The organism is Brachybacterium sp. NBEC-018 (genome assembly GCF_024860185.1).
Classification (GTDB): Bacteria; Actinomycetota; Actinomycetes; order Actinomycetales; family Dermabacteraceae; genus Brachybacterium; species Brachybacterium rhamnosum.
On sequence record NZ_CP100650.1, the window covers coordinates 2,521,452 to 2,545,654 of the forward strand.

Consider the following 24,203-nt stretch of genomic DNA (forward strand, 5'->3'; position numbering starts at 1 on the left):
TCTCCTTCTCGGAGGGAGGGGCGGCCGGGCGCGGGGCCCGGCCGGCGGGTGAGGGGAGGTCAGCGACGGGCGGCGCGGAGCGCGCTGCCGTGCGGGTCCTTCGCGAGCAGCGAGGCGGTGAGCGAGAGCACCGAGATCGCGGTGACGTAGGCACAGATCAGCCAGGGGGCGTCCCCGCCGGCGGCGAAGAGCAGCGCGGCGACCATCGGCATGATGCCGCCGCCGATCACCGAGCCCAGCTGGTAGCCCATGTTCACGCCCGAGTAGCGCACCTCGACCGGGAACTGCTCGGCGAACCAGGCCGCCTGCGGCCCGTAGACCGCGTCATGGGCCACGTTCATGCCGGCGATGATCACGAGCGGCAGCAGCGAGAGCGGTCCGGAGTCCAGGAAGAGGAACAGCACCCAGACGAAGCCGCCGATCGCGACGTAGCCGAAGACGGCGACGGGGCGGCGGCCCACCTTGTCCGAGAGCAGTCCCCACAGCGGGGTCGTCACGATGCCGACCGCCGAGGCGATCATCACGGCGGTCACGCCCGCCTCGTCGTCGCCGCGGGCGGTGGAGAGGTAGCTCAGCAGGTACACCGTGATGAGGAAGTAGATGCTGTTCTGGGCGACGCGCTGGGCGATCGTGATGAGCAGCGGGCGCCGGTGGTGCCGGAGGACCTCAAGCACGGGGGCGCGGGAGGTGCGGCCCTCCTCCCGCACGGCCGTGAACTCCGGCGCGTCCTTCACGCCGAGGCGGATCCACAGGGCGAGGGCCACGAGGATCGCGGAGGCGAGGAAGGGGAGCCGCCAGCCGTAGGCGGCGAACTGCTCCTCGGTGGTGAGCGCGCGCACGATCACGAAGGCGCCGGTCGCGAGGAGCATTCCCGCGGAGGAGCCCACCTGGGTGAAGGAGCCGAAGAGGCCGCGCCGGGCGGGTGGGGCGTGCTCGACGGAGAGCAGCGCGGAGCCGCCCCATTCGGCGCCCGCGGCGAGGCCCTGCACCATGCGCAGGGCGACGAGGGCGACGGCGGCCCACGGGCCGATCGCCTGGAAGGTCGGCAGCAGGCCGATCAGCAGGGATCCGGTGCCCATGAGCAGCAGGGAGCCCACGAGCAGCGCCTTGCGCCCGATCCGGTCGCCGAGGTGCCCGGCGACGATCCCGCCGAGCGGCCGCATGAGGAAGCCGATCGCGAGGGAGGCGAAGGAGGCGACCGTGCTCGCGAGCGGGCTGCTGCTCGGGAAGAACTGGGTCGTGAAGATCAGCGCGCTCGCGGTGCCGTAGAGGTAGAAGTCGTACCACTCGATCGTGGTGCCCGCGAAGGCCGAGCCGAGCACCCGCCGCTGCTCGCGCGGGCTCGCGAGCACCGGGGCGGGCGGCGCCTGCTCGAGGGCGGCGCTCATGCGCGGGCCCCCTGCTCCTGGCCGGCCACCGCGGGGGCGGACGCGGCGGATCCGGACGTCGCGTCACCGATCGCGTTGAGCCCCTCGGGGACCGTGCCGTTGACGAGGTGGTCGCCGATCGCCCGGGCGCGGAAGGCGATCGGGTTGTGGGTCGCGACGGTCTGGGCGTTGCGCCAGTGCCGGTCGTAGGCCTTGGTGCGGGAGGTCGCGGAGGCGCCGACGGTGAGGAAGAGGTCCTGGGCCGCGCCGAGGGCGAGCTCGGGGACGCTGATCTGCGCCTGCTCCACCTCGAGCTCCGCCCGGTCCACGCCGCGCAGCCCGCCCGCCCCGGTGGCGGGGTCCCCGGAGGCGGGGTCCGTGGCGGCGGCGATCCCCGCGTCCAGGGCCCGTGCGGTGCGCTCGACGATCGCCTCCGCGCTGTGCGCCTTCGCGGCGATCCGGCCGACGGCCTCGAGGATGAGCGGGTCCTCGCGGAAGGGCACCCCGCTGCCGGTGTTGAAGGTGCGCGCCCGGGAGGCGACGAGGGCGGCGGCGTCGTCGCGGGCCGCGCGGGCGATGCCGGCGAGCACCGCGAGGAGCACGTGCTGGAAGAAGGCGGCCTCATGGGTGGCCTCGACGCCGCGCGGCTCACGCTCGAGCACGGCCAGGTCCTCCACCTCGACGTCCTCGAGGACGGTCGTGCCCGTGCCGGTGAGCTTCTGGCCGAACCCGTCCCAGTCGTCCTCGATCCCCACGCCCGGGGCGTCGGTCGCGACGACGGCGAAGCGCCGGCCGTCCTGCCCCTCGAGGGCCGCGGAGACGCGCGTGTAGTCGGCGAAGATCGTCCCGGTCGAGTAGTACTTCGTGCCGTTCAGCCGGGTGGTGCCGTCGGCCCCTGCGGTGAGCGTCGTGCCCAGGGTGCCGAGGCGGTTGCCGCCGCGCTCGGTGGACGCGTTGCCGACGGTCGCGCCCGCGAGCACCCGCGGGTACCAGTGCTCCTGCACGGCCGCGGGCTGGAAGCGCAGCGACTCGAGGAACCCGAGATGGCTGCGGTACTGGTGGGCCACGTTGGAGTCCGCGGCGGCGAGGTCGACGAGCAGCGCGGTGAGCGTCGCGATGCTCACGCCGGGGCCGCCGTGCTCCGCGGGGACGCGCAGCGTGCCGAAGCCCGCCTCGTCGAGCGCACGGATCTCCTCGTGCGGGAGGCGCCGCTCGATCTCCCGCTCCACGGCGCCGTCCCGGATGCGCTCGAGCAGCGGGGCGAAGTGCGCGCGCAGCGCGGCGAGGTCGTCGCCCAGCGCGGCAGGGGCGGTGAGGGAGCGGGGCATGGGGGACCTTTCGAGCGGTGACACGGGAGCCGCGGTGCGCGGCGGGGCCGGCGGGCACGGCAGGGCCGACGGGCGCGGCGATCGTGCGACCACGCGGCACGGCCCCGCGGCACGCTACGGGTGGGGGAGTCCCGCTCCCAAGCGTCATGTCATCTGCCGTCACGTTCGCGGATACGATCAGCGGGTCCGTCCACGTCCTGCCCCGGAGGCCCTCCCCATGCCCGCCGACGCCCCCTACGCCGAGCCCTTCGAGCACCCGAGCGGCGCCCGCGCCCCGCAGCTGCCGCGCGAGCTGGTGCCCGGGCACGTCGCGGTGGTCATGGACGGCAACGGCCGCTGGGCGAACCGCCGGGGCCTGCCGCGCACGGCCGGCCACGAGGCGGGGGAGGCGGCGCTGCTGGACGTGGTCGCGGGCGCCCTCCAGATCGGCGTCACGCACCTCTCCGCGTACGCCTTCTCCACCGAGAACTGGAAGCGCTCCCCGGACGAGGTGCGCTTCCTCATGGGCTTCTCGCGCTCCGTGCTGCGCCGCCAGCGCGACACGCTGAACAGCTGGGGCGTGCGGATCGTGTGGATCGGTCGGGAGCAGCGGCTGTGGGGATCGGTGATCTCCGAGCTGAAGGAGGCCGAGGAGCTCACCCGTCGCAACACCCGCATGACCCTCTACATGTGCGTGAACTACGGGGGCCGCGCCGAGATCGTCGACGCGGTGCGCGAGATCGCGGAGCAGGCGCGCGCGGGGCGCCTGCGCGGCCGCGGCATCACCGAGAAGAGCTTCGCCCGTCACCTCATCGACCCGACGATGCCCGACGTCGACCTGTTCCTCCGCACGAGCGGGGAGCAGCGGACCTCGAACTTCCTGCTGTGGCAGGCCGCCTACGCGGAGCTCGTGTTCGTGCCGGAGCTGTGGCCCGACGTGGACCGGGTGGTGCTGTGGCGCGCGATCACGGAGTACGCGCGGAGGGATCGTCGCTACGGCGGGGCCGTGGATCTGCCGGGATCGGATCCTGAGCGCGACGACGCGCCCGGGTCCGACGGCTGAGCACGATCACCACGACCAGCACGACGATCAGCGCGAGCACGGCGACGGCCGCCCAGGGCGAGCGGAGGAAGAGCTCGAACCAGGCCGCGAGGGCCACGAGCCCGATCGTCGCGTAGATGACCGCCCAGGCGAGGCCGCCGATCGCGAGCGCCGGCAGGTACCGCCGCAGCGGCATCCCGGTGAGGCCCGCGGCGGCGTTCGCGGCGGTCTGGAAGCCCACGGTGAGGAAGCTCAGCGCGACGACCGGCGCCCCCCAGGAGTTGACGATCCCGGTGGCGCGGCGCACGCGCGGGGAGGCGAGCAGCTCCGCGACCCGGCCGCGGTCGGCGACGGAGCGTGCGCCGCGGGCGATCGCATAGGTGGCCCCGGCGCGGCAGAGGATGACGAGGTAGAGCACGCCGATCGCCGGCAGCAGCGGCAGCGACCGCACCCACTCCATCATCGCGCGGCGGCCCCCGCCCGGGCGCTCTCGCAGGCCGTGCAGAGCCCGAACACCTCGAGGGTGTGGTCGAGGTCCGTGTAGCCCTGCTCGCGCGCGATGCGGGACATGGCGGACTCGAGCTCCGGAGCGAGGAACTCGACGGTGCGCCCGCACTCGCGGCACACGAGGTGATGATGGTGGCCGGTCGCCGCGCACTGGCGGTAGCGGCTCTCGCCGTCGTCGCCCACGAGCACGTCGAGGCGGCCGGACTGGGCGAGCGCCTGCAGGTTGCGGTAGACGGTCGCGAGGCCGACGGTCTCGCCGTCGGCCCGCATCTGCTCATGGATCTGCTGGGCGCTGCGGAAGTCGTCCTGCCGGGTGAGCGCCTCGAGGATCGCGGAGCGCTGGCGGGTGTTCCGTTGCATGCCCCGATTCTCCCCCATGGGCGTCGGGACCTCCATCCCGGGTGACCCGTGCCGCGTCATGCCTGCGCCTGCGAGGGCTCCGCCGCGGAGCGGCGCGAGGACGTGGGCCGCAGCGCCTTCACGACGAGGCCGAGCACGTAGACGCCGATCGTGAGGAGCACGATGACGCCGCCGGGCGGGAGGTCCACGCTCGCGGTGACGACGAGCCCGGCGACCGCGCACACGACCGCGATGACCATGGCCGTGCGCATGGTCCGCGCGAAGCCGACCACGAGGGTCTGCGCGGCGGCGACCGGCACGATCATGAGCGCGGAGACCATGAGCGCGCCCACGATCCGCATGGAGAGGGTGACGGTGAGCGCGGCCATCATCGCGATGAGCACGTTGACGGCGCGCACGGGCAGGCCGGAGGCGCGCGCGAACTCCTCGTCGCTCGTGACGGCGGCGAGCAGCCTGTTCAGACCCAGGCCGATCCCGAGGACCACGACCGCGAGGACCACCGCGATGACGACGTCGGGCCCGGTCACCGTGGAGAGGGAGCCGAAGAGGTAGCCCATGAGGGACTGGGAGGTGCCGCCCGCGAGCTTGATGATGACGACGCCGCCGGCGATCCCGCCGTAGAAGAGGATCGCGAGGGCGACGTCGCGGCTCGTGTGCCCGATCTCGCGGACGTACTCGATCGCGATCGCGCCGATCATCGAGGCGATGAGCGCGCCTGGGATCGCGAGGAGGTCCGCGGGGCTCGCGGCGAGCCAGGCGCCCACGAGCCAGCCGACGGCCACGCCCGTGAGGGCGACGTGGCCCAGCCCGTCGCCGAGCAGGGAGAGCCTCTTCTGGACGAGGAAGGTGCCCACGACGGGCGCGGTGAGCCCGATGAGCACGGCGATGATCAGCGGGTAGCGCAGGACGTCGGAGGTGAGGAGGTCGAGGGGCGAGATCATGCGGGGTGGATCTCCTGTCCGAGGCATTCGTCGATGTGCCCCGCGGGGCCGCTGTGGTCGTCGTGGTCGTCGCCGTGGGACTGCGCGGGCAGGGCCGCGACGGGACCGTCGTGCACGACGCGGCCGTGGTCGAGGACGACGGCGCGGCTGAGGTGCTCGGCGAGCGCGCCGGTCTCGTGGAGGACGACGAGGATCGTGGTGCCGCTCGAGGAGAGGTCCCGGAACAGGCCGGCGATGAGCTCCTGGGTGCGCAGGTCGATGCCGGCGAAGGGCTCGTCGAGGACGAGCAGCTCGGGGCGGCGCACGAGGGCGCGCGCGATCATCACGCGGCGCCGCTGACCGCCGGACATGCGGGTGACGGGACGGCCGGCGAGATCGCCGAGGCCGACGGCGTCGAGCGCCTCCTGCACGCGGCGGTCGCTGCGGCGCACGGTCCAGGTGCGCGGTCCGAGCAGCCCGGCGGCGACGGCCTCGCGGGCGGTGGCGGGGATCGAGCCGCCGCTCGAGCTGTCCTGGGGCACGTAGCCCAGTCGCGAGTGCCCGGCGCGGCGGCGGGCGGGCGTGCCGAGCAGCGACACCTCGCCGCTCTCGAGGGGGAGCAGCCCCAGCAGTGCCCGCAGCAGGGTGGACTTGCCCGAGCCGTTCGCGCCGAGCAGGGCGACCATCTCGCCCGGCTCGACCCGCAGGTCCACGCCGTCGAGCACGGGGGAGCCGCCGAGGCTCACGCGGAGGTCGCGCGCCTCGAGGACGGGGACGGGGGAGGGGCGGCTCATGACCAGCTCGCCATCAGTGCCTTCGCGTTGCTGCGCATGACCGCAGGGTAGTCCTGGTCCTCGGAGAGCTGGGTCTCGAGGTTGTCGAGCTCCGCGGCGGTGACGCCGACGTTCTCCGCGAGCGTCTGGGCGACCTTGGGGGAGGCCGTGGTCTCGAAGAAGATCGTCGTGACCGCCTCGTCCTTCACGACCTGCTCGAGCTGGAGCAGGCGCTGGGGGGAGGGCTCCGTCTCGGGGTCCACGCCGCTGATCCCGACCTGGTGGAGGTCGTAGCGGTCCGCGAGGTAGGCGAAGGCCGTGTGGCTCGTGATGAAGGTGCGGTTCCCGTCGACGGCGGCGAACTCCTCCTCGAGCTCGGCGTCGAGGGCCTCGAGGTCCGAGCGGAGGGTCGTCGCGTTGGCGGTGAGCTCCTCGGCGACGTCCGGCAGCTGCTCGCCGAGGCGCTTCGCGATCGCGTCGCCGATGTCCGCCATGCGCTGCGGGTCGTGCCACAGGTGGGGGTCGTCGCCGGCGAGGTCGTGCTCCTCGCCGCCGTCGTCGGACCCGCCCTCCTCGTGCTCGTGCTCGTGCTCGTCCTCGCCGGAGCTCGCGAGCAGGGTGACGACGCTCGAGACGTCGAGCACGTTGTCCGTGCCCTCGCTCGCGATCGCGTCGTCGAGCGCGGTGGCGAGGCCCGGGATCTGGAGCACCAGGGCGGCCTTCTGGATCTCGAGGGTCTGCTTGACGGAGAGCTCGAGGCCGTGGGCGTCGGCGCCCGGCGTCGCGAGCTGGATGATGTCGATGTGGTCACCGGCCACACGGGTCGCGAGGTACTCCATGGGGTAGCAGGCGGCGACCACGGTGGGCTTCCCGTCGGAGCCGGATCCGCCCTCCCCGCAGGCGGCGAGGACCGCGGCGCCGGAGGCGGCGCCGAGGAGGGCGAGGAGGTGGCGACGGCTGGGTGCGAACGACATGACAATCATTCTCACGAGCGGGGAGGTCGACGGCAAGCGGCGCCGCGGTGAGATGCGGCATTCGTGGGCACCGTCACAGGCGCGGGGCTGGCTATGCTGGGACACCGTCCGTCCCACCCGTCACCAGGAGCACCCCCGTGGCCAAGGCCCCCGCCAGCACGCTGGACAACGTCATCGCACTCGCCAAGAAGCGCGGCTTCGTGTTCCCGGCCGGTGAGATCTACGGCGGTACCCGCTCCGCATGGGACTACGGCCCCCTGGGCGTGGAGCTCAAGGAGAACATCAAGAAGCAGTGGTGGCGCACCTTCGTGCAGTCCCGCGGCGACATGGTCGGCCTGGACTCCTCGATCATCCTGCCCTCGAAGGTGTGGGAGGCCTCCGGCCACGTCGCGACCTTCACCGACCCGCTCGTCGAGTGCCGCAGCTGCCACAACCGCTTCCGCGAGGACCACCTGCTCGAGGAGTTCGAGGCGAAGAAGGGCCGCGAGCCCGAGGGCGGCCTCGCCGAGATCCCCTGCCCCCACTGCGGTGTGCGCGGCGAGTTCACCGAGCCCCAGCAGTTCTCCGGGCTCATGAAGACCTACCTCGGCGCCGTCGAGAACGAGGCCGGCCTCGCGTACCTGCGCCCCGAGACCGCGCAGGGCATCTTCGTGAACTTCCTCAACGTGGTCACCGCCTCGCGCATGAAGCCCCCCTTCGGCATCGGCCAGGTCGGCAAGTCCTTCCGCAACGAGATCACCCCCGGCAACTTCATCTTCCGCACGCGCGAGTTCGAGCAGATGGAGATCGAGTTCTTCACGCCGCCGGCGGAGGCCGACCAGCACTTCAAGGAGTGGGTCGAGGCCTGCTGGGACTGGTACATCGATCTCGGCATCAAGGAGGAGAACCTCCGCCGCTTCGACGTCCCCGAGGACGAGCGCGCGCACTACAGCGCCGGCACGATCGACCTCGAGTACCGCTTCGGCTTCTCCGGCAGCGAGTGGGGCGAGCTCATGGGCATCGCCAACCGCACCGACTTCGACCTCTCGAGCCACACCGAGGGCTCGGGCACGAAGATGCAGTACTTCGACCAGGCCGCGAACGAGCGCTACACGCCGTTCGTCATCGAGCCGAGCTTCGGTCTCACCCGCGCGATGATGGCCTTCCTCGTGGACGCCTACGCCGAGGACGAGGCGCCCAACACCAAGGGCGGCGTCGACGTGCGCACCGTGCTCAAGCTCGACCCGCGCCTCGCGCCCGTCAAGGTCGCGGTGCTGCCGCTGTCCAAGAGCGAGGATCTCGTGCCCCGCGCCGAGGAGCTCGCCACGAAGCTCCGCAAGCACTGGAACGTCGACATGGACGTCTCCCAGGCGATCGGTCGCCGCTACCGCCGCCAGGACGAGATCGGCACCCCGTTCTGCATCACCGTCGACTTCGACACCGCGAACGATCAGGCGGTGACGATCCGCGAGCGCGACACGATGGCGCAGGAGCGCGTCGCCCTCGACCAGGTCGAGTCCTACCTCGCGGCGCGTCTGCTCGGCGCCTGAGCCGCCCGCCTGCCCGGCCCTTGAGCCGCGGCCCGAGGCCCCCGTCCCGCAGCAGCGGGGCGGGGGCCTCGTCCGTGCACGCCGCCGCTCCGGGCCCTGTGGCCACGGCCTGCGCGGACCGTGTGAGGTCCCGGTCTGCGCGCCCCGGCCCGTGCGGAGCCGGGCTACGCGGCGCCGGGTTCACGCGTCGCCGGGCTCACCAGGCAACGGGTCACTCCGCACCGGGCTCATCAGAATTGGCACCTGAAGGAGCATGTTGGGCCGGGGATGCTCCCTCAGCTGCCAATACTTCTCCGGCCGGCCGGCCGATCGAGGGGCGGTGGGGAGACGTCTCCGGTCGGCGAATCGGGGGCGTGCAGCCCGCGGGCACGGAGGAGAAGGGGACGATCGGCGGTCGGATCCGTGGTGCAGGCGGCCCGGAGTGGGCGGGCTCGCGCCTCTCATGCCCCGCGCAGGAGCGGGACGACCTGCTCGGCCCAGGTGGTGAGGATCCGGCGCACCACGGGGTACGGATGGCCGAAGGGGAGGGCGAGCACGAGCTCGTCCGCCGCGGCGAGCGCGCGGTCCTCGGCGAGGAAGGCGGCCACGGCCTCCGGGGCGTCCGCGACGACGCGGCCGAAGGCGACGGCCATGCCGCCGATCCCCGCCCCGCCCTCGCGCATGGCCTGCTGGCGGGAGCGGTCGCGCTCGATGAGGTCCGCGAAGGCGTCGAGGTCCGCGGGGTCGGCGACCGGGAGCATCTGCCGGCTCGCGGAGACGTGTCCCTCGCCGTGCCCGGCCGCGCGGCTCGCGGCCCGGTAGGACTCGATCACCTCGAGCTGGAGCTCCTCGAAGGAGCGTCCCGCCTCGCCGGGCTGGAGCGTGGAGACCTGCAGCCCGATCCCCAGCCGGCCCGCCCGCTCGGCGCTCGCGACGGAGCCGGCGCCGTAGGCGATCCGGGAGCGCAGGGAGGCGACCTGCGGGCGGATCCGCAGCGGCGTGCCCGCCGTCTCGGTCTCGAAGAACTCGTCCGCCGTGGAGACCTGCTCGCCGCCCACGAAGTCCAGGAGGTCGTGCAGCACGGCGTCCACGCGGGGGCGCACACCCTCGGGCACCGCGCCGAAGGCGCGCTCGTTGACGTGGTCCTGCTTGGCGTAGCCGGAGCCGACCCCGATCCGCAGGCGGCCGCCCACGAGGAGGTCCGTCGTGGCCAGGTCCTCGGCGAGCCGGCCCGCGTTCTCGAAGCGCAGCGGGATGAGCGCGGTGCCGAGGGTCAGGGTCGAGGTGCGCTGGCCGGCCGCGGCGAGGAAGGGCAGCGGGGAGGAGAGGTAGTCCTGCAGGTGGCGGTGGCGCACGTAGCCGTTGTCCAGGCCCATGCCCTCGGCCCGTGCGAAGAGGTCCAGGCCGTCGTCGAGCCCCTGCGCGCGTCCGGCGGCGGCGTCGATGCCGGTGTGGTCGACGAAGGCGAGGAAGCCCATGCCGAGGTGGGAGAGGGGGCCGGCCGCGGGGGCGGGGGAGTCGGCGGGGGAGGTCATGGCTGCTCCTCGCGGCCGGGCTGGTGCCGACCAGATGATTGAAGGGTCAAGCACAGGGTAGATCCCCGCGACGCGCGGTGCACGGGATCGTCATCCGGCGTCATCCGGTCCCTCCTCCCGAGGGCACCCGGATGCACATCACCCCCGCCTCACCTCCCGCGGGGCGGGTCCGGATGGGACAATCGCGGGACGATGACCCTTCTCCACGACGCCCGCACCTCGCCGGACACCCCTGTGCCCGGCGCTCCCGCGACCGCTCCCGACGCCGCGGCACGGGATTCCGCCCTCGCGGAGGGCCGGCGCGAGCGCCGGTCGCTGACCATCGGCCGCCTCACCGTGGACACCCCCGTCATGCTCGCCCCCATGGCGGGCGTGACGAACATGGCCTTCCGCGTGCTCTGCCGCGAGTTCGGTGCGCGGCACAGCGACGGCGACGGCGGCCTGTTCCCCACGGAGATGGTGACCACCCGTGCCCTCATCGAGGACCACACCGAGTCCTGGCGCCTGCTGCGGATGGCCGATCGAGAGCGCCCTCGCTCCGTGCAGCTCTACGGCGTGGACCCCGAGGTCGTCGCCCGCAGCATCGAGATGATCCTCGAGCGGGACGCCGCGGACCACATCGACCTCAACTTTGGCTGCCCCGTGCCCAAGGTGACCCGTCGCGGAGGCGGCGGCGTGCTGCCCTGGAAGGACGAGCTGTTCACCCGCATCCTCCGCGCCGCGGTCCGCGCCGCCGGGGACGTCCCGGTCACGCTCAAGACCCGCAAGGGCGTGGACGACGCCCACCTCACCTACCGCGACGCCGGGCTCATCGCCCAGGAGGTCGGCGCGGCCGCGATCACCCTGCACGGCCGCACCGTCAAGGAGCAGTACTCCGGCACCGCCGACTGGACCTCGATCGGCGACCTCAAGCAGACCGTCACCGAGATCCCCGTGCTCGGCAACGGCGACGTGTGGTCCGCCGAGGACGCCCTGCGGATGATGGACGAGACCGGGGCCGACGGCGTCGTCGTCGGCCGCGGCTGCCAGGGCCGGCCGTGGCTCTTCGCCGATCTCGCCGCCGGGTTCTCCGGCAGCGACGAGCGCGTGCGCCCGGGCCTCGGCGACGTCGCGGCGATCGTGCGCCGCCACGCGGAGCTGCTCGCCGAGTTCTACGAGGACGAGGGCCGCGGTGTGCGCGACCTGCGCAAGCACGTCGCCTGGTACTTCAAGGGCTACCCCGTCGGCGGGGACATGCGCCGTCGCCTGACCACCATGGAGTCCCTCGCGGACCTCGACGAGAAGCTCGCGGACCTCGACCTGGACGCGCCGTACCCCGGCGAGGCCGTCGAGGGCCCCCGCGGGCGCAGCGGGCACGCCCGCAACGCCGTCGTGCCCCAGGGCTGGATGGACAGCCGCTCGCTGAGCACCGATCACCGGGAGAGCCTCCACGAGGCCGAGCTCGACGTCTCGGGGGGCTGAGCGATGGGCACCGCCTCCACCACGAGCCCCACGGCGCCCGCGCGCGCGTCACGGGTCCCCGTCGGCTACACGGAGCCCGACCTCGAGCGCTGGGCCCCCGAGGAGCCCAAGTCCGAGGCCCGCACGCCCTTCCAGCGCGACCGGGCACGGGTCCTGCACTCCTCGGCGCTGCGCCGCCTCGGCGCGAAGACGCAGGTCCTCGGCGCCGGCTCCGACGACTTCGTCCGCACCCGCCTCACCCACTCGCTCGAGGTGGCCCAGGTGGGCCGCGACATCGGCGCCGAGCTCGGCTGCGACCCCGACGTCGTCGACGCCGCCTGTCTCTCCCACGACCTCGGCCACCCGCCCTTCGGCCACAACGGCGAGAAGGTCCTCGACGCGATCGCCGAGGACTTCGGCGGCTTCGAGGGCAACGCGCAGACCCTCCGCCTGCTCACGCGGCTCGAGCCCAAGGTGATCGGCGAGGACCGCCCCTACGGCCTGAACCTCACCCGCGCCGGGGTGGACGCCGCGATCAAGTACCCCTGGGCGCGCGCCGAGGGACCGGACCCGGCCTCCCCGAAGTTCGGCGCCTACGCGGACGACCTCGACGTCTACACCTGGGCGCGCGAGGGCGCGATCCCGGGGCGCAAGTGCTTCGAGGCCCAGGTCATGGACCTCGCCGACGACATCGCCTACTCCGTCCACGACGTCGAGGACGCGGTGACGGGCGGGACCCTGGACCTGCGGCGCCTGCGCGACCCGATGGAGCGGGCCGCGGCGCTCTACGTCGTCCAGGACTGGTACGTGCCCGGCGAGTCGATCGCCGCGCTCGACGAGGCGCTCGGCCGGCTCGAGGCGGAGCCCTGGTGGGTGCTCGACTTCACGGGCGGCATGCGCTCCGCCGCGGCGCTCAAGGACATGGCCAGCCAGCTGATCGGCCGCTTCACCCGGGCCGTCGTGACGACCACAAGGGAGCGCCACGGCGACGCCCCGCTCGCCCGCTACCGCGGCCAGGCGGAGCTGCCCGAGGAGTCCCGCCTCGAGATCGCCGTGCTCAAGGGCCTCGCGGCCGCGTACGTCATGTCCTCCGCCTCGCAGCAGCCCGTCTACGAGCGGCAGGAGGAGATCATCCGCGACCTCTACGCGCAGCTGTGGAACACCGGCACCACGCACCTCAGCCCGCTCTTCGCCGAGCTGTGGGAGGCCGCGGAGAACGACGACGCCCGCCGCCGCGTGATCGTCGACCAGATCGCCTCCTACACCGACGTCACCGCCGGGCGCCTCCACGAGCGGCTCTTCGACCGCGGCGCCACACACGTCACCGCGGCGGACACCCCGCTGCCCGGCCTCGGCGCGGAGCTCTGAGCCCGTGGCCCAGGGACTGATCCGACGCTCCGACGTGGAGCTCGTGCGGGAGCGGGCGCGGCTCGACGAGGTGGTGGGGGAGCACGTCACCCTGCGCGGCGCCGGCATCGGCTCGATGAAGGGCCTGTGCCCCTTCCACGACGAGAAGACACCTAGCTTCCACATCCGGCCCCAGCTGGGCCACTGGCACTGCTTCGGCTGCGGCGAGGGCGGGGACGTCATCGCCTTCGTCCAGAAGATCGACCACCTGAGCTTCGTCGAGGCCGTCGAGATGCTCGCCGCGAAGTACGGCGTGCAGATCCAGTACGAGGAGAGCGGCAAGGGCGGCGGCGACCGTCCCGACTTCGGCACCCGCCGCCGTCTCCTGGACGCGCACGCGATCGCGGAGGAGTACTACCGCGAGCAGCTCGGCACCGAGGCCGCGGAGATCGGCCGGCGCTTCCTCACCGAGCGCGGCTTCGACCGTGAGGCGGCCGAGCGCTTCGGGGTCGGCTTCGCCCCCGAGGGCTGGGACTCGATCACGAACGTGCTCCGGGGCCGCGGGTTCACCGAGGCGGAGCTCACCGCGAGCGGCCTCGTCTCCGCCGGCCAGCGCGGGGTCTACGACCGCTTCCGCGGGAGGCTCGTCTGGCCGATCCGCGACATCACCGGCAACACGATCGGCTTCGGCGCCCGTCGCCTGCTCGAGCAGGACAAGGGCCCCAAGTACCTCAACACGCCGGAGACGGCGATCTATCACAAGTCCAGCGTGCTCTACGGGCTCGACCTCGCCCGCAAGGAGATCGCGACCCAGCACCGGGTCGTCGTCGTCGAGGGCTACACCGACGTCATGGCCGCGCACCTCGCAGGGGTCACGACCGCCGTCGCCTCGTGCGGCACCGCCTTCGGCGCGGACCACGTGAAGATCGTGCGCCGCGTCATGGGGGACTCGAACCCCTCGGCCGGGCTGCGGCTGAACACCGACGGCCGCGGCCTCGCCGGCGAGGTCGTCTTCACCTTCGACGGCGACGCCGCCGGGCAGAAGGCCGCGCTGCGCGCCTTCGAGGAGGACCAGCGCTTCGTCGCCCAGACCTACGTGGCCGTCGAGCCGAGCGGCATGGACCCCTGCGAGCTGCGCATCGCCCAGGGCGACCAGGCCGTCGTGGACCTCGTCGAGTCCCGTCGGCCGCTGTTCGAGTTCGCGATCCGCAGCGCGATCGCCCAGGTGGACCTCGACACCGTCGAGGGGCAGGTGACGGCGCTGCGCATGGCGGCGCCGGTCGTCGCCGGGATCCGTGACCGGGCGATGCGCCCCGAGTACGCGCGGCGGCTCGCCGGCTGGCTCGGCATGGACGAGCGGACGGTGCTGCGCGCCGTGCACGACGCCGCCCGCTCCGAGGGGCGCAGCGGCGGCCGCCACGCCGATCCCGTCGAGCCGCCCTCGGGGACGCGGCCGCCCGAGGAGGACGAGGCGCCCGCGCTGCCGGTGCCGCGCCTCGCGGACGTCGTCAGCCGCCGCGATCCGGTGGGTCAGGTCGAGGTGCAGTCCCTCGCCGTCATGCTCCAGGCCCCGCAGCTGCTCGACGAGGCGAAGGTCGCCGCTCTCCCGGACGACGCCTTCCACGTCCTCTCCCTGCAGGGCGTGTGGGACGTCATGCTCGCCGCCGGCACCCTGCTCGACGCGGTCACCGGTGCCCTGCACCCTGCCCGCTACCTCGAGCAGGTCCTCGAGATCGCGGGGGAGACGGTGCGCCCGCTCATCGTGGAGATCGCGAACCTCGAGCTGCCCGCGCGCACCGAGCCGGCCCTCGAGAAGCTCGGGGGCTCGCTCATGGACCGGCTCACGGAGCTGTCGATCACCCGCGAGTACTCGGTGCTCAAGCAGCGCCTGCAGCGGACGGATCCCTCGGACGGCGAGCGCTATCAGGAGATCCTCGGCCGTCTCGCCCAGGTGCAGGAGCGTCGTCGCTCGCTGCGGGGCGCGGGCGACTGACGCCGCCGTCGGCCCCCTCCGGGCCGGAGCTCCCCGTGCGGCGGGAGCGCAGCCGGCGCACGGCCTCGATGCCGCCGGCGACCGCGAGCGCGATCCCGATGCCGAGGGCCACGCCCAGCAGGGGCTGGTCGTGGAAGGTGAGACCGCCGATCATCCCGATGCCCACGCTGTACACCGCCCAGGCGAGCGCGGCGACGGAGGCCCAGAGCACGAAGGCACGCCGCGGGTAGCCGATCATCCCGCTGGTCACCGTGGTCGCGGTGCGCCCACCGGGGATGAAGCGGGCGCCGATGATGATCGCCGGCCCGCGCTCGCGCAGCCCTGTCTCCGCCCAGCGCAGCACCGCGTCGCCGATCCGCAGCCGCCGCAGCAGCCGTGCGAGCCCGCCGGCCCGGCGACCCAGGTGGTGGGCGATCACGTCCCCCGCGAGCGCCCCCGCCCAGGCCGCGAGGATCAGCGGGATCACCGCCGGGTACCCCTGTGCGGCGGCGAAGGCACCGGCCGTGATCACGACCGTCTCCGCGGGGACCACCGGGACGACGGCGTCGAGCAGGGACAGCCCCAGCACGAGCACGAAGAACCAGGGGGAGCCGAGGAGCGACTCGGCGAGGTGGAGGACGGCGTCCATGCATGACTCCCAGGTGGAGGGCGGGACCGGGCGTGACAGGGAGGTCGCGGTGCCCGGCGGTGCTCCCACGCTAGGGAGCGGGGACCGACCGCCGACACACGGTGCCCCGTCGGCCGACCCTGGGGAAAACCCCCGGATCCCTCGGGGACGACCCCCTGCCGGCCGCCGCGAGGGCGTTGCTAGCCTCGATCCCGGTGCCGGCCCCGGCGCCGTTCCCCGAACGCGCAGGAGGTCCCGGTGCGCCTGCCCGTCCTCACCCTGCAGTCCGCGCCGCGCGAGCCGAGCCGTCTGCTGCGACGCTCCGTGCGCCAGGTGATCGGCACGGTCCTGGGCCTGGTGACCGGGGTGCTGCTCGTGCTCACCGCGCTGCTCGCGCTGATCCGGATCCGTCGCCCGCTCCGCGCGGCGCGGCGCTGGGAGCAGCGTCGCCTGCACCGCTTCCACCGGCTGCGCCTGGTCGAGGACGGCGCGGAGCCGGAGTTCCTGGGCCCCGGCCGGGCGATCGTGCACGGCGTGCTCGCCGGGGTGCTCGGCTACATCATGGGGGATCTGCTGCTGCTCGTCGCCGCCGTGGTGCTCGGCAGCGTCTCCCAGCTCCTGCTCGGCGGCCCGGTGACGATGGAGTTCGACGCCTGGACGATCAGCCGGCCCGCCCTCGCGGTGCTCGTCATCTTCGGCACCTCGAGCCTGCTCGCGGCGGCCCTGTACGCGGAGCTCGCGGTGGGCCTACAGCGGGCGCTGCTGGGTCGGTGGACGACGGTCACGCGGGAGGACGCCCTCGAGTCGCGGATCAGCCGCCTGCTCACCACCCGGCGCGGCGTGGTGCTCGCGATCGACGACGAGCGGCGCCGCATCGAACGGGACCTCCACGACGGGGTTCAGCAGAACGTCGTCTCGCTCTCGGTCGCGCTCGCGCGGGCACGTCGCGCCGCCGACCCGGAGCGGGCGGACGAGCTGCTCGAGCAGGCGCACCGGCAGTCCCAGGCGCTCATCGAGGAGGTGCGCCAGGTGGCCTGGCGCATCTACCCCACGGCGCTCGACGAGCACGGCCTCGCCTCCGCCCTCGCCGGCATCGCGGAGACCTGCCCGGTCCCGCTCACCGTCGAGAACCGCCTCGAGGGCTCCCCGTCGCAGGCCGTCGAGTCCGCCGCCTACTTCGTGGCCCGGGAGGCCGTGACGAACGTGGTCAAGCACGCGGAGGCGACCTCGGCGAGCCTCACCCTGACCAGCAGCGGGGAGGGTGACCGGCGGATGCTGCGGCTCGCCGTGCACGACGACGGCGCCGGGGGCGCGGATCCCGAGGGCGGCGGCCTCCAGGGCCTCGCCCGGAGGGTCGCCGCGCTCGACGGTACGTTGGAGGTCCGCAGTCCCCTCGGCGGCCCGACCCTCATCATCGCGGAGATCCCCTATGCCTGAGCCCCTGTCCCCACCGCGTCCGCTGCGCGTGCTGCTCGCCGACGACTCCGTGCTGCTGCGCGAGGGCGTGCGCTCCCTGCTCGAGGACGAGGGCGTCGAGGTGGTCGCAGCGGTCGGGGACGGCGAGCAGCTGCTCCGCGCGGTCGCCGAGGATCCCCCGGATCTCGCGATCGTCGACGTCCGGATGCCACCCACGCACACCAACGAGGGTCTCGTCGCGGCGCTGCGGATCACCCGGGAGCACCCGGGCGTGGGCGTGCTCATGCTCTCCCAGTACGTGGCCCGCGAGTACGCGAGCGAGCTGCTGGGCACGGAGTCGCCCGGCATCGGCTACCTGCTCAAGGACCGCATCACCGAGATCGACGGCTTCCTCGCGGCGGTGCGCCGGGTCGCCGCGGGCGGCACCGTCATCGACCCGGCCGTGGTCCGCTCCCTGCTGCGGGCGCCCGAGCAGCAGCGGCTCGTGGCACGCCTGACCCCGCGCGAGGTCGAGGTGCTCGAGGCGATGGCGGAGGGCCTGTCCAACCGCGGCATCGGCGAGCGGCTGTTCATCTCCCAGAGCACCGTGGAGAAGGCGATCACCGCGATCTTCGACAAGCTGGAGCTCACGGGGGAGGACGGCACGAGCCGCCGGGTGCTCGCGGTGCTGCGCTATCTCGAGGACGCCGACGGCGCCTGAGCGGTAGCGTTCCCGCTGGACCCTGCTGATCAGCAGACCAGAACCGTCCGACACCGACGTCCGGAGACCCCGCCGTGCAGACCCGCCTGACCGACTCCCTCGAGAAGGTGCTGGGGCCGACGCCGCCCCGGCCCCTCACGACCCGCGGGGACGTCCACGTCTCCGGATTCCTCGGCGAGCGGCTGTCCCTCCAGCTCGCGGTGCTGCTCGAGACCGGGGACGGCGAGACCGTCCGAGTGGGGGTGGGAGGCCCGCTCGCGGGCGTGACGGACCTGAGCGCGGTGCGCCGGGTCCCGGTCTCCTTCGCCGCGCCGGAGGGAGCCGACGCCCACTACCTCGTCACCGAGCCGGGCGAGTACCCGGACCTGCTCGAGCCGGCCCCCACGGGCCCCGTGTCCCTCACCCCCGGGACCTGGGAGGCGCTGTGGATCGACGTGCTGGTGACGGATCCGGGGCTCGCCGGCGACCACGACCTCGAGATCACCGTGGAGTCCGAGGGCGGCTGCGCCCGGCACCGGGTGCGGGTGCGCATCCATCCCCGGGAGCTCCCGCCCCTCGCCCTCCTCAACACCCACTGGTTCCATGCGGACAGCCTCGCCGTGCACTATGACGTGCCCCTGCTCGGGGAGCGGCACTGGGAGCTCATCGAGGCGTTCCTCGGCGCCGCCCGCGAGATGGACGTGAACTCGGTGCTCACCCCCGTGTGGACCCCGCCGCTGGACACGGCCGTCGGTCACGAGCGGCCCACGGTCCAGCTCGTCGGGATCGAGGAGACGGGGCCGGGGGAGTACCGCTTCGACCTCACGGCGCTGGACCGCTGGCTCGCCCTGTGCGAGGCCGCCGGGTTCCGCGCGATCGAGCTCGCGCACCTGTTCACCCAGTGGGGCGCGAAGGCCACCCCGAAGATCGTGGTGGACACCCCCGCGGGCCCCGAGAAGCGCTTCGGCTGGCACGTCCCGGCGACGGATCCCTCCTACCGCCGGCTGCTCGAGCAGATGATCCCCGTGCTCCGGGCGCACCTCGAGACGCACTGGCCCGGGGAGGTGCTCTGGCATCTGAGCGACGAGCCCGGGGAGGCGGATCTCGAGGGCTACCGCGCCGCCCGGGCCCAGGTCGCGGACCTCCTCGACGGCGCGCAGGTGGTCGACGCGCTCAGCTCCTGCGCCTATGCCGCGCAGGGGCTCGTCGCGACGCCCGTCGTCGCCACGGACCATGTGCGGCCGTTCCTCGAGGCGGGCCTGCATCCGTGGGTCTACTACTGCGTCTCCCAGGGCCGTGACGTCGCGAACCGCTTCATCGCCCTGCCCTCGGTGCGCTCCCGGGTGCTGGGACGGCAGCTGTTCGTGCACGGTGCGCCGGGGTTCCTGCACTGGGGCTTCAACTTCTGGTGGACGCAGCATGCGCTCGCGCCGGTCGACCCGTTCACGGACACCTGCGCGGGCGGCGCGTTCCCGGGCGGTGACGCCTCGGTCGTCTACCCGGGACCCGACGGGACCCCGTGGCCGTCGATCCGCCACCGCGTGCTCGCGCAGGCGATGGCGGACCACCGTGCGCTCACCCTGCTCGCGGGCCTCGCGGGCCGCGACGCGGCCACGGCGCTGGTCGACGAGGGCGGCACCCTCGCCTACGACCGCTTCTCCTACGACGTCGCGGGGCACCTCGCGGCGCGGGCGGCGGTCGACGAGGCGATCCTCGCGCACCTCGGCACGGACGGGGCAGGTGAACCCGGGACGGACCGGCGTGGTGGTAGCCCAGGAGGGGCTTGAACCCTCGACCGACGGATTATGAGTCCGCTGCTCTGACCGGCTGAGCTACTGGGCCTCGGCCCTCCAGGAGGGCCGGGCCGAATCTATCACCGGCCTGCAGGTCCTCGTCGCGCCGAGCGGTCCGGTCCGAGGAGGATCCGCGGAGCGGAGATCCTCAGCGGGCGGCGCGGGTCGCGGCGGCGCCCCCGGTCCGGGAGTCGCCCGCCCGTGCGTGCGCGTGCTCGCGCAGGACGCGCACCGTGGGCCGCTCGCCGGCACGACTGGCCTCCATCCATGCCTCGAAGACGGAGCCTCCTGGCGCCGCGGCGGAGCGGTGCAGGAGCGGGTCCCCGCCGACCGCGAGGTCGACGGCCGGCCCGCGCGGCGCCGGGGTCGGGGCCTCCGCGGCGGCGGCGATCGCGTCGCGGAAGGCGGCGCCGGCGGGCTTCAGCCGCCCCTGCGCGTCGAACAGGCCGAGCGTGTGCTCGAGCGGCGGGAAGTCCGCGAGGTCCTCGGAGACGTCGTGGGAGCACCACCAGGTGACGCCCCATAGGTCCGGGCAGTCCAGGACGTTCGCGACGGTCTGCCCGACGAACCACGGCACGTCCGCCGCCTCGAGGACGTTGCGCGGCGCACCCACCTCCTGCAGCCAGAGCGGCCGGCGGGGCTCGCGGGAGAAGCCGCGGGCGAGCTCGAGGTAGTACTCGCCGCGGTGGGCGACCTCGTGGGAGCGGCCGCCGTAGCGCTGACCGGTGCCGTCGAAGACCCAGCTGTGCACGACGGTCGCCGCGCCGAGGGTCGCCGACTGGTCGGGGGTGAAAGCGTGGTCGTCGAGGAACCAGGCGGCGTCGTAGTTGGCGACGGTGTGCAGGAGGCCGGGCGCGCGCTCCTCCGCGGCGGCGAGCATGGTCCGCGTCCAGGCCTCCGCCTGGGCGGGGGTGAGCGGGTCCGGATCCGGGTGGTTCGAGACGGAGAACTGGTTGACCTCGTTGCCGATCGTCACGCCGAGCAGGTTCGGGGCGCCGGCGAGGCGGTCCGTGAGCTCGCCGACGAGGCGCGCGGTCGAGGCGACGACCTCGGGGTCGGTGAACATGTTCCGCCGGTGCCAGCTGGTGAGCCAGCTGGGCACGAAGTCGAAGCTCGAGAGGTGACCCTGGAGCGCGTCGACGACGACGTCGAGGCCGACGGTCGCGGCGGCGTCGACCACGGCGCGCACGTCGTCGAGCGCGCGGGGGCGGATGAGCGAGCGGTTGGGCTGGAGCAGCGTCCACAGCGGGAAGATGCGCACGTGGTCCGCCCCGAGGGCGGCGATCGCGGCGAGGTCCTCGCCCACGGCGTCGAGGTCGAGGTCGAGCCACGAGTGGAACCACCCCTGCCGCGGGGTGTGGTTGACGCCGAAGCGCACGGTGCGGGGGAGCGGCACGGTGGCCTCAGACATCGTCGTCCTTCCGGGGCGGCAGGAGCACGGGGCGCGGCCCGTATCGCCGACGGGGCTCCTCCCCCTCGGTCGACGACGTCTACTATAGCGCTCAAGTACCCGTCTGCACCGCCTTTCCCGGTAGCGTCGGAGCGAGCACGATCCGCCGTCCGCCGCCCCTCCGGGCGCCGCCCCAGGGGAGATCCCATGTCACCGTCCACGCCGTCCCCGCGCCGGCGGCGCGTCACCATCGCGGACATCGCCCGCCGGGCCGGCGTCACGCCTGCGGCGGTGTCCCTCGCCGTCAACGGACGCCCCGGCGTCTCCGACGCCACGCGCGAGCGCATCCTCGGGATCGCGAAGGAGCTCGCCTGGGAGCCCTCGCCGGCCGCGCGCGCCCTCGCCGGCGCGCCCGTGCTGACGATCGGCATGGTGCTCGCCCGCCCGGCGGACGTCCTCGGCGCCGAGGCGTTCTTCGGCGCGTTCGTCGCCGGACTCCAGGAGGTCCTCAGCGCCCGCGACTACGCCCTCCAGATGAAGATCGTGGACTCGCCGGAGGCGGAGATCGAGACCTACCGCCGCTGGTTCGCGCAGCGGCGCGTCGACGGCGTCGTCATGGTGGACCTGCGGGTGGACGATCCGCGGGTCCCCGCCCTCGAGGCCCTCGGCGAGCCCGCGCTGGTCGTGGGCGGCCCCGGCCACCACGGCAGCCTGCCCGCCGTCTACGTGGACGACGCCCTCGCGGTGCGCCTCGTCGTCGAGCACCTCGCCTCCCTCGGCCACCGGCGCGTCGCGCGCGTCGCGGGCACCGCCTCCTTCCTCCACACCGCGCAGCGTGACGCGGCCTTCGAGGCCGTCGGCGCCGAGCTCGGCGTCGCCACCGTGCTCCAGGACGCCGGCTACGGCGCCGAGGGCGCCGCCCGGGCGACGGCCGAGCTCCTCACCGCGGAGGACGCCCCCAGCGCGATCGTCTTCGACAGCGACGAGATGGCCCTCGCCGGCGCCCATGTCGTCCTCGAGTCCGGCCGCTCGATCCCCGAGGACATGGCCGTCGTGACCATCGAGGACTCCCCGCTCGCCCGCAGCCACCGCCCGCCCATCACCGCGATCGGACGTTCGGCCGTCGAGTACGGGCGCCTCGCGGCGAGCCGCCTGCTCGAGGTCGTCGCGGCGCGAGGGGACCGCAGCTCGGGCACCTTCGAGTCCCGGGTCATCGAGCCCGAGCTGCTCGTCCGGGCCTCCACCGACCCTTCCGCCCCGAAGCGCCCGATGGACGGCGTGCTGCGCCCCACCGAGTCGTGATTTAGGGCATAGTCACCGGTCGGAGGCCTCTTCGGGATGCGAGGAGGCCGGAGGCTTGCTAGAGTCGTCCAGGTCGATCCCGCGTAGCTCAATCGGCAGAGCATTCGACTGTTAATCGAACGGTTACTGGTTCAAGTCCAGTCGCGGGAGCCAGCATCACCGAGAACAGCCCCGGCCCAGCGCCGGGGCTGTTCTCGTTCCCCGTCCCGCCCCTCCGTCACCCGGGAGATCCCATGGTCCTGCCGCACGACAGCTTCCCGCTCCCCGAGGGCGTCACCGAGGCGAGCGTCTGGGTGGACCGCGTGGGCGAGCGGTCCCTCGTGGGCCGCAACCAGCGCGGCGTCGAGATCCCCATCGGCTCCGGTGAGGGGCAGGTCAACCCCGGCGAGCTGCTGAAGATCGCGCTGCTGGGCTGCGCGGGCATGAGCTCGGACCGCACCCTCGCGCGCCGCCTCGGTGAGGACTTCCCGATGCGGCTGTGGGCGCACGACGAGTCTGACGCCGAGCAGGACCGCTACCTCCGCATCGGCGAGGAGATCCAGCTGCCGCTCGAAGGGTTGGACGAGAAGGAGATCGCCGCGGTCGTGAAGGTGTTCGGCCGCGCCGTCGCCGCCGCCTGCACTGTCGAGCGCAGCATCGTCCCGGGGGTCGAGGTCACGCACCGGATCCTCGGCTCCGAGGGTGGGACCGCCACGGAGGAGGACGCCCGATGAGCATCCGCCCCATCCGGATCGTCGGCGATCCCGTGCTGCGCACCCCCTGCGATCCCGTCCGGGAGATCACCGACTCCACGCGCCGCCTCGTGACGGACCTCGTGGACACCGTCGACGACGAGGGCCGCGCGGGCGTCGCCGCCAACCAGATCGGCGTCTCGGTGCGCGCCTTCTCCTGGAACCTCCCGGACCACGACCAGCCGCTGGGCTGCATCCTCAACCCCGTCATCGTCGAGCTCTCGGACGACCAGCAGGACGGGGACGAGGGCTGCCTCTCCGTCCCGAACCTCTGGTTCCCGCGCACCCGCTCCGCCTACGCGCGCTGCGTCGGCATGGACGTCGAGGGGCAGGAGATCGAGCTCGAGGGGGTGGGGATCATCGCGCGCCTCATCCAGCACGAGGTGGGCCACCTCGACGGGGCGCTGTACATCGACGGCCTCGAGCGCTCCGTGCGCAAGCAGGCGTTGCGCGCCATCCGCGAGACCCTCTAGTCTGTCCCCGGGCCCCGGCCCGCCACCTGCAGTCCATCGCCGCCTGCATCCTGTCCGCCGATTCGTGGGGAAGACGTCTCGGAGACCGGAAGGAACGCGATGACCCAGGGTGTTGTCCACATCCACTCCGCCCCGCGCGCCCTCACCCCTCACATCGAGTGGGCCGCGAGCGGAGTTCTCGGCATGCCGTGCCGCATCCGCTGGGAGGAGCAGCCCGCCCACCGCGGCATGCTCCGCGGCGAGATGACCTGGCGCGGCCGGGAGGACACCGGCGCCCGCCTCGTGAGCGCCCTGCGCGGCATGCACGAGGTGCGCTTCGAGGTGACCCAGGAGGCCACCACCCAGGAGGACGGCTCCCGCTGGAGCTGCACCCCCGACCTCGGCATCCACTACGCCATGACCGATCGCGCCGGCAACACCGTGCTCGGTGAGGACCAGGTGCGCGGCGCGATGGAGCGGGCGGGCGCGGATCCCACGGCCCTGCGCCGCGAGCTCGGCATCGCGCTCGGCGAGCCCTGGGACGAGGAGCTCGAGATCTACCGGCACGGCGCCGAGGGCGCCCCGATGCGCTGGCTCCACCGCGTGGGCTGAACCGTCCCGCCTCCTGCGGGGACCGCCGGGACTGTCGCATCCCTCCCGTGGCCCTGCGGCAGCGGAACGCCCCCAGCTCTCCCCTCCAGCACGACGAAGCGCCCCGCCCGGATCACACCGGGGCGGGGCGCTTCTCGTCGACGGTCGT

General features: G+C 73.6%; 22 protein-coding genes and 2 tRNA genes. 13 read left to right on the top strand and 11 right to left on the bottom strand.

What is annotated here, in order from left to right; translation table 11 throughout:
* Positions 1-59: 59 nt before the first annotated feature.
* Entirely contained in the window at positions 60-1,388 is a 1,329-nt protein-coding gene (locus tag NLU66_RS11415) for an MFS transporter (RefSeq protein ID WP_259359808.1), read from the bottom strand.
* Complete coding sequence (locus NLU66_RS11420) at positions 1,385-2,695, bottom strand: acyl-CoA dehydrogenase family protein (RefSeq protein ID WP_259359809.1); 1,311 nt, start codon at positions 2,693-2,695, stop codon at positions 1,385-1,387. The genes NLU66_RS11415 and NLU66_RS11420 overlap by 4 nt, the downstream gene beginning before the upstream one ends.
* A gap of 217 nt (positions 2,696-2,912) precedes the next feature.
* Between NLU66_RS11420 and NLU66_RS11425 the strand changes: the two genes are divergently transcribed.
* Complete coding sequence (locus NLU66_RS11425) at positions 2,913-3,737, top strand: isoprenyl transferase (protein WP_259359810.1); 825 nt, start codon at positions 2,913-2,915, stop codon at positions 3,735-3,737.
* On the opposite strand, the gene NLU66_RS11430 is transcribed toward NLU66_RS11425, so the two are convergent.
* Genes NLU66_RS11430 through NLU66_RS11450 form a run of 5 tightly spaced genes read right to left on the bottom strand, consistent with a single transcriptional unit; the run spans position 3,640 to position 7,250 of the window.
* The gene (locus NLU66_RS11430; RefSeq protein WP_323374413.1) at positions 3,640-4,176 is read right to left on the bottom strand and encodes a DedA family protein; all 537 of its coding nucleotides are present in this window, start codon (positions 4,174-4,176) and stop codon (positions 3,640-3,642) included. The genes NLU66_RS11425 and NLU66_RS11430 overlap by 98 nt on opposite strands.
* Entirely contained in the window at positions 4,176-4,583 is a 408-nt protein-coding gene (locus NLU66_RS11435) for a Fur family transcriptional regulator (protein ID WP_259359812.1), read from the bottom strand. The genes NLU66_RS11430 and NLU66_RS11435 overlap by 1 nt, the downstream gene beginning before the upstream one ends.
* A gap of 56 nt (positions 4,584-4,639) precedes the next feature.
* Positions 4,640-5,524 carry a metal ABC transporter permease gene (locus tag NLU66_RS11440; protein ID WP_259359813.1) on the bottom strand — a complete coding sequence of 295 codons (885 nt, stop codon included), beginning with the start codon at positions 5,522-5,524 and terminating at the stop codon, positions 4,640-4,642.
* Positions 5,521-6,297 (bottom strand): metal ABC transporter ATP-binding protein, encoded by a 777-nt coding sequence (locus NLU66_RS11445; protein ID WP_259359814.1) that lies wholly within the window; start codon positions 6,295-6,297, stop codon positions 5,521-5,523. The genes NLU66_RS11440 and NLU66_RS11445 overlap by 4 nt, the downstream gene beginning before the upstream one ends.
* Positions 6,294-7,250, bottom strand: a complete 957-nt coding sequence (locus tag NLU66_RS11450) for a metal ABC transporter substrate-binding protein (protein WP_259359815.1) — start codon at positions 7,248-7,250, stop codon at positions 6,294-6,296. Before NLU66_RS11450 ends, NLU66_RS11445 begins: the two co-directional genes overlap by 4 nt.
* A 137-nt stretch (positions 7,251-7,387) precedes the next feature.
* Between NLU66_RS11450 and NLU66_RS11455 the strand changes: the two genes are divergently transcribed.
* Positions 7,388-8,779, top strand: a complete 1,392-nt coding sequence (locus NLU66_RS11455) for a glycine--tRNA ligase (RefSeq protein WP_259359816.1) — start codon at positions 7,388-7,390, stop codon at positions 8,777-8,779.
* Between the two features lie 440 nt (positions 8,780-9,219).
* Here NLU66_RS11455 and NLU66_RS11460 read toward each other — a convergent pair whose 3' ends face one another.
* A complete protein-coding gene (locus NLU66_RS11460; protein WP_259359817.1) occupies positions 9,220-10,293 on the bottom strand; it encodes an LLM class flavin-dependent oxidoreductase in 1,074 nt (357 codons plus the stop codon).
* 192 nt (positions 10,294-10,485) lie between these two features.
* Here NLU66_RS11460 and dusB point away from each other — a divergent pair, with 192 nt between their 5' ends.
* From dusB to dnaG, 3 genes are read left to right on the top strand one after another with little or no spacing between them, the layout of a single operon-like run.
* A complete protein-coding gene (gene dusB / locus NLU66_RS11465; protein ID WP_259359818.1) occupies positions 10,486-11,754 on the top strand; it encodes a tRNA dihydrouridine synthase DusB in 1,269 nt (422 codons plus the stop codon).
* A gap of 3 nt (positions 11,755-11,757) precedes the next feature.
* A complete protein-coding gene (locus NLU66_RS11470; RefSeq protein WP_259359819.1) occupies positions 11,758-13,101 on the top strand; it encodes a deoxyguanosinetriphosphate triphosphohydrolase in 1,344 nt (447 codons plus the stop codon).
* 4 nt (positions 13,102-13,105) lie between these two features.
* Positions 13,106-15,073 carry a DNA primase gene (gene dnaG, locus NLU66_RS11475; protein ID WP_259359820.1) on the top strand — a complete coding sequence of 656 codons (1,968 nt, stop codon included), beginning with the start codon at positions 13,106-13,108 and terminating at the stop codon, positions 15,071-15,073.
* On the opposite strand, the gene NLU66_RS11480 is transcribed toward dnaG, so the two are convergent.
* Positions 14,958-15,701: a DedA family protein gene (locus NLU66_RS11480; protein ID WP_259359821.1), complete on the bottom strand. Its 744-nt coding sequence runs from the start codon at positions 15,699-15,701 to the stop codon at positions 14,958-14,960. The genes dnaG and NLU66_RS11480 overlap by 116 nt on opposite strands.
* Positions 15,702-15,938: 237 nt before the next feature.
* Between NLU66_RS11480 and NLU66_RS11485 the strand changes: the two genes are divergently transcribed.
* From NLU66_RS11485 to NLU66_RS11495, 3 genes are all read left to right on the top strand, one after another.
* Positions 15,939-17,117: a sensor histidine kinase gene (locus tag NLU66_RS11485; RefSeq protein WP_259359822.1), complete on the top strand. Its 1,179-nt coding sequence runs from the start codon at positions 15,939-15,941 to the stop codon at positions 17,115-17,117.
* The gene (locus NLU66_RS11490) at positions 17,110-17,796 is read left to right on the top strand and encodes a response regulator transcription factor (RefSeq protein WP_259359823.1); all 687 of its coding nucleotides are present in this window, start codon (positions 17,110-17,112) and stop codon (positions 17,794-17,796) included. The genes NLU66_RS11485 and NLU66_RS11490 overlap by 8 nt, the downstream gene beginning before the upstream one ends.
* 74 nt (positions 17,797-17,870) lie before the next feature.
* Entirely contained in the window at positions 17,871-19,562 is a 1,692-nt protein-coding gene (locus tag NLU66_RS11495) for a DUF4091 domain-containing protein (protein ID WP_259359824.1), read from the top strand.
* Here NLU66_RS11495 and NLU66_RS11500 read toward each other — a convergent pair.
* Positions 19,541-19,617, bottom strand: a tRNA-Ile gene (locus NLU66_RS11500). The genes NLU66_RS11495 and NLU66_RS11500 overlap by 22 nt on opposite strands.
* A gap of 99 nt (positions 19,618-19,716) precedes the next feature.
* Positions 19,717-20,979 carry a glycoside hydrolase 5 family protein gene (locus tag NLU66_RS11505; protein WP_259359825.1) on the bottom strand — a complete coding sequence of 421 codons (1,263 nt, stop codon included), beginning with the start codon at positions 20,977-20,979 and terminating at the stop codon, positions 19,717-19,719.
* Between the two features lie 186 nt (positions 20,980-21,165).
* On the opposite strand from NLU66_RS11505, the gene NLU66_RS11510 reads away from it, so the two are divergent.
* The 5 genes from NLU66_RS11510 (at position 21,166) to NLU66_RS11530 (ending at position 24,055) form a co-directional block, all read left to right on the top strand.
* The gene (locus tag NLU66_RS11510; RefSeq protein WP_259359826.1) at positions 21,166-22,260 is read left to right on the top strand and encodes a LacI family DNA-binding transcriptional regulator; all 1,095 of its coding nucleotides are present in this window, start codon (positions 21,166-21,168) and stop codon (positions 22,258-22,260) included.
* Between the two features lie 77 nt (positions 22,261-22,337).
* Positions 22,338-22,413, top strand: a tRNA-Asn gene (locus NLU66_RS11515).
* Positions 22,414-22,493: 80 nt separating this feature from the next.
* Positions 22,494-22,973 (top strand): OsmC family protein, encoded by a 480-nt coding sequence (locus NLU66_RS11520; protein ID WP_259359827.1) that lies wholly within the window; start codon positions 22,494-22,496, stop codon positions 22,971-22,973.
* The gene (locus NLU66_RS11525; protein WP_259359828.1) at positions 22,970-23,464 is read left to right on the top strand and encodes a peptide deformylase; all 495 of its coding nucleotides are present in this window, start codon (positions 22,970-22,972) and stop codon (positions 23,462-23,464) included. The genes NLU66_RS11520 and NLU66_RS11525 overlap by 4 nt, the downstream gene beginning before the upstream one ends.
* A gap of 99 nt (positions 23,465-23,563) precedes the next feature.
* Entirely contained in the window at positions 23,564-24,055 is a 492-nt protein-coding gene (locus NLU66_RS11530) for a DUF3145 domain-containing protein (RefSeq protein ID WP_259359829.1), read from the top strand.
* The last annotated feature ends 148 nt before the right edge of the window (positions 24,056-24,203 follow it).

What these genes read in the sequence shown, in the direction of transcription:
- NLU66_RS11435 (WP_259359812.1), bottom strand. Translation starts at nt 4,583, where the DNA reads ATGCAACGGAACACCCGCCAGCGCTCCGCGATCCTCGAGGCGCTCACC.
- NLU66_RS11425 (WP_259359810.1), top strand. Translation starts at nt 2,913, where the DNA reads ATGCCCGCCGACGCCCCCTACGCCGAGCCCTTCGAGCACCCGAGCGGC.
- NLU66_RS11520 (WP_259359827.1), top strand. Translation starts at nt 22,494, where the DNA reads ATGGTCCTGCCGCACGACAGCTTCCCGCTCCCCGAGGGCGTCACCGAG.
- NLU66_RS11415 (WP_259359808.1), bottom strand. Translation starts at nt 1,388, where the DNA reads ATGAGCGCCGCCCTCGAGCAGGCGCCGCCCGCCCCGGTGCTCGCGAGC.
- NLU66_RS11460 (WP_259359817.1), bottom strand. Translation starts at nt 10,293, where the DNA reads ATGACCTCCCCCGCCGACTCCCCCGCCCCCGCGGCCGGCCCCCTCTCC.
- NLU66_RS11525 (WP_259359828.1), top strand. Translation starts at nt 22,970, where the DNA reads ATGAGCATCCGCCCCATCCGGATCGTCGGCGATCCCGTGCTGCGCACC.
- NLU66_RS11445 (WP_259359814.1), bottom strand. Translation starts at nt 6,297, where the DNA reads ATGAGCCGCCCCTCCCCCGTCCCCGTCCTCGAGGCGCGCGACCTCCGC.
- NLU66_RS11470 (WP_259359819.1), top strand. Translation starts at nt 11,758, where the DNA reads ATGGGCACCGCCTCCACCACGAGCCCCACGGCGCCCGCGCGCGCGTCA.
- NLU66_RS11480 (WP_259359821.1), bottom strand. Translation starts at nt 15,701, where the DNA reads ATGGACGCCGTCCTCCACCTCGCCGAGTCGCTCCTCGGCTCCCCCTGG.
- NLU66_RS11530 (WP_259359829.1), top strand. Translation starts at nt 23,564, where the DNA reads ATGACCCAGGGTGTTGTCCACATCCACTCCGCCCCGCGCGCCCTCACC.
- dusB (WP_259359818.1), top strand. Translation starts at nt 10,486, where the DNA reads ATGACCCTTCTCCACGACGCCCGCACCTCGCCGGACACCCCTGTGCCC.
- NLU66_RS11450 (WP_259359815.1), bottom strand. Translation starts at nt 7,250, where the DNA reads ATGTCGTTCGCACCCAGCCGTCGCCACCTCCTCGCCCTCCTCGGCGCC.
- NLU66_RS11490 (WP_259359823.1), top strand. Translation starts at nt 17,110, where the DNA reads ATGCCTGAGCCCCTGTCCCCACCGCGTCCGCTGCGCGTGCTGCTCGCC.
- NLU66_RS11510 (WP_259359826.1), top strand. Translation starts at nt 21,166, where the DNA reads ATGTCACCGTCCACGCCGTCCCCGCGCCGGCGGCGCGTCACCATCGCG.
- NLU66_RS11440 (WP_259359813.1), bottom strand. Translation starts at nt 5,524, where the DNA reads ATGATCTCGCCCCTCGACCTCCTCACCTCCGACGTCCTGCGCTACCCG.
- NLU66_RS11420 (WP_259359809.1), bottom strand. Translation starts at nt 2,695, where the DNA reads ATGCCCCGCTCCCTCACCGCCCCTGCCGCGCTGGGCGACGACCTCGCC.
- NLU66_RS11505 (WP_259359825.1), bottom strand. Translation starts at nt 20,979, where the DNA reads ATGTCTGAGGCCACCGTGCCGCTCCCCCGCACCGTGCGCTTCGGCGTC.
- NLU66_RS11430 (WP_323374413.1), bottom strand. Translation starts at nt 4,176, where the DNA reads ATGGAGTGGGTGCGGTCGCTGCCGCTGCTGCCGGCGATCGGCGTGCTC.